Here is a 2639-nt window from a genome sequence, read left to right as displayed (position 1 = left end):
CCAGCACGTAGGTCACGAGCGTGGCCGTCAGCCCGAACAGCGGCGTGGTCGACAGGTAGACCCAGAGCTGCACGAAGTCAGCCATCGTGCGGCTCGCGCGGCGCCTGCGAATCCGGTGGCGACCGCAGCAACGCGCGCAGCACCAGGCCGGTGACCACCATGCCGCTCCAGGTCGACACGCACACCACGACCAGCAGCTGCCAGCCCCAGGCCGACACCAGGTCGAGGTGCGTGATCACGCCGACGCCGACCGGCACGAACAACAGCGACAGGTGCGTCAGCAGCAATTCGGCCGCGGCCTGCACCGGCGCACGCACGGCCTGCCAGTGCAGCAGGGCCAGCAGCAGCGCCAGGCCGATCACCGGGCCGGGGATCGGCAACGTCAACGCATGGGCGATGGCTTCGCCGGTGGCCTGCAGCAACAGCAGCCAGGCGAGGCCGCGCAAGGCGTTCATGGCTGCCTCCCGCGGCCGATCATCCACGCGGCGCTCAATCCGCTGAGCAGCGCGAGCGCGGCACACACGCCCATCACCTGCCGGAAGCCGGCCACGAAGGCGCCGCCGATCGCCTGCTGCAAGGCCGGCCTGAGCGCGGCGTCCAGCCCGTCGGGCAACGCGATGCCGGCGAGCCGGTCCTGCTGCTGCCGGATCGCATCGGCCACGCCGGCCGGCAGCGACAGCGCCTGCATCGACTCCGCGAGCTGGTGGTTGAAGCCGTGCGCCATCAGCACGCCGAAGCCGGCGATCGCCAGCAGGCCGGCCGCGCGCGACACCGCGTTGTTGACGCCCGAGGCCACGCCGGCCGCTTCGGCACCGACCGCATTCATCACGGTGGTCGTCAGCGGCGCGACCGTGATCGCCATGCCGAGGCCCAGCACGAAGGTGGCGGGGAAGAAGCCCGTCCAGTAGCCGCTGCCGACGCCCGGCACCATGAACAAGGCGAAGCCGGCGGCGGCCACCAGCGGGCCGACGATCAACGGCAGGCGCGGCCCGGTGCGGTCGACGATGTGCCCCGCGGCCCGCGACAGCGCGAACATGATCGCGATGAACGGCAGCATCGCGGCACCTGCGGCTGCGGCACCGTAGCCCTGCACCTGGATCAGGTTGAGCGGCAGGAAGTACAGCCCGCCGCCGAGCGCGGCATACAGCAGCAGCGTCAGCAGGTTGGCGCCGGCGAAGTCGCCGATGCGGAACAGGCGCAGCGGCACCATCGGTGCGGCGCTGCGGGCTTCGACAAGGAGGAATCCTGCGAGGCCGGCGATGCCGATCGCAAGCGCCGCGAGCACGTCGGCCGATCCCCAGCCGTGCAGCGGTGCCTGCACCAGCGCGAACACGATGCCGGCGAGGCCGAGCGTGACGAGCACGGCACCCGGCACGTCGATCGCCGAGGTGTCCGCGTTGTTGCGGCTCTCGGGCACGCGGGTGGCGCAGATCAGTAGCAGCACGGCACCGAGCGGCAGGTTCACGAGGAAGGCCCAGGTCCAGCGCCAGTGCTCGACCATCCAGCCGCCGAGCACCGGGCCGACGGCCGCGGCGACGCCGCTCAGCGCCGACCAGGTGCCGATCGCGCGCCCGCGCTCGGCCTGCGTGAAGTTGGCGCCGATCAGCGACAGGCTGCCCGGCACCAGCAGCGCCGCGCCGATGCCTTGCAGCGCGCGCGCCGCRATCAGCAGGTCGGCCGACGGCGACAGCGCGCAGGCCGCCGACGCGACGGTGAACAGCGCGACGCCCGCCATGAAGACGCGCCGCCGCCCGAGCCGGTCGCCGAGCGCGCCACCGGCCAGCAGCAGCGACGCGAGGAACAGCGCATAGGCCTCGACGATCCACTGCAGCTGCGCCGCGCTGGCGTTCAGCTCGCGCTGGATCGCGGGCAGCGCGACGTTGACGATGCTGCCGTCGATGAAGGCCATCCCCGAGCCGAGGATCGCGGCGGCCAGCGTCCAGCGCTGCCCGCTGGCCGGCGCGCCAGCGCACGGCGCACCATGCAGGATGGCGACCTTGTCGCAGGGGGTCTGGCCGGCGGGGTTCACGGGCTCGCCTGTGCCTGCCCGTCCAGTCTCACCAGCGTCCTGAGCGCCAGTTCCACGACCTCGCGCGTCGTCGCCGCGCCGGTGACGCGCAGCGCCTCCTGGAGGAGAGCGTCGTCGATCAGGATGCGAGTGCGCATGGCGTACCTCATGGTCTGTGCGCACGCATCCTATCCGGCTGGCCTCCACGCTGCCCGACAATCGCCCGCATGACGCCGATCCGCTGCTGCCTGCTTGCCCTCACCACCCTGCTCATCGCGACTGCGAGCGTCGCGCAGCCGGCCCCTCCCGTCGCGCCGAACCTCGTGCTGGTGCTGCAGGCCCCTGATCGCGCGTTCCCATTGGCCCTCGTGCGGGCCGGCACGTTCGCGCCGTTCGAGCTGACCGCGGAGTCACTGCAGCCGGGCCAGCGCGTACAGCTTCACCAGGCCGGTGCACGCATCCGCGAGGCGCGCGTCGATCGTTTGCAGATCGAAGAACGCCAAGGCTGTTCCGACGGCAGCCATGCGGTGCTGACGCCGCCATTGCCGGGCGCGAGCGACGCGACGGCGCTGGTGACGACGCGTGCGCTGAAGGACCTCGGCGTCGAGCGCGCAGCCGCCGCCACCGAGGC

4 protein-coding genes and 1 pseudogene are annotated in these 2639 nt (G+C 72.4%); 1 reads left to right on the top strand and 4 read right to left on the bottom strand.

Going from position 1 to position 2639, the window contains the following annotated elements; all coding sequences use genetic code 11:
• The 4 genes and pseudogenes from AC1D15_RS26100 to AC1D15_RS26085 all read right to left on the bottom strand — a co-directional run.
• Positions 1–85, bottom strand: a pseudogene (locus AC1D15_RS26100) (LrgB family protein); the annotation flags it as partial.
• Positions 78–455: a CidA/LrgA family protein gene (locus tag AC1D15_RS26095; RefSeq protein WP_477828276.1), complete on the bottom strand. Its 378-nt coding sequence runs from the start codon at positions 453–455 to the stop codon at positions 78–80. The gene AC1D15_RS26095 and the pseudogene AC1D15_RS26100, both read right to left, overlap by 8 nt.
• Positions 452–2029, bottom strand: coding sequence for a DHA2 family efflux MFS transporter permease subunit (locus tag AC1D15_RS26090; RefSeq protein WP_477828275.1), 1578 nt, complete (start codon positions 2027–2029; stop codon positions 452–454). Before AC1D15_RS26090 ends, AC1D15_RS26095 begins: the two co-directional genes overlap by 4 nt.
• Positions 2026–2166, bottom strand: a complete 141-nt coding sequence (locus AC1D15_RS26085; protein WP_465114260.1) for a type II toxin-antitoxin system VapB family antitoxin — start codon at positions 2164–2166, stop codon at positions 2026–2028. Before AC1D15_RS26085 ends, AC1D15_RS26090 begins: the two co-directional genes overlap by 4 nt.
• 69 nt (positions 2167–2235) lie before the next feature.
• Here AC1D15_RS26085 and AC1D15_RS26080 point away from each other — a divergent pair.
• A partial coding sequence (locus AC1D15_RS26080) for a hypothetical protein (RefSeq protein WP_477828274.1) occupies positions 2236–2639 on the top strand: 404 nt, incomplete at its 3' end.

It is taken from the genome of Rhizobacter sp. P2_H2 (genome assembly GCF_056403375.1).
This window is presented reverse-complemented; position numbering and strand designations above follow the sequence as displayed.

Excerpts from the sequence above, each read along its gene's own strand:
- AC1D15_RS26085 (WP_465114260.1), bottom strand. The coding sequence starts at position 2,166 with ATGCGCACTCGCATCCTGATCGACGACGCTCTCCTCCAGGAGGCGCTG.
- AC1D15_RS26095 (WP_477828276.1), bottom strand. The coding sequence starts at position 455 with ATGAACGCCTTGCGCGGCCTCGCCTGGCTGCTGTTGCTGCAGGCCACC.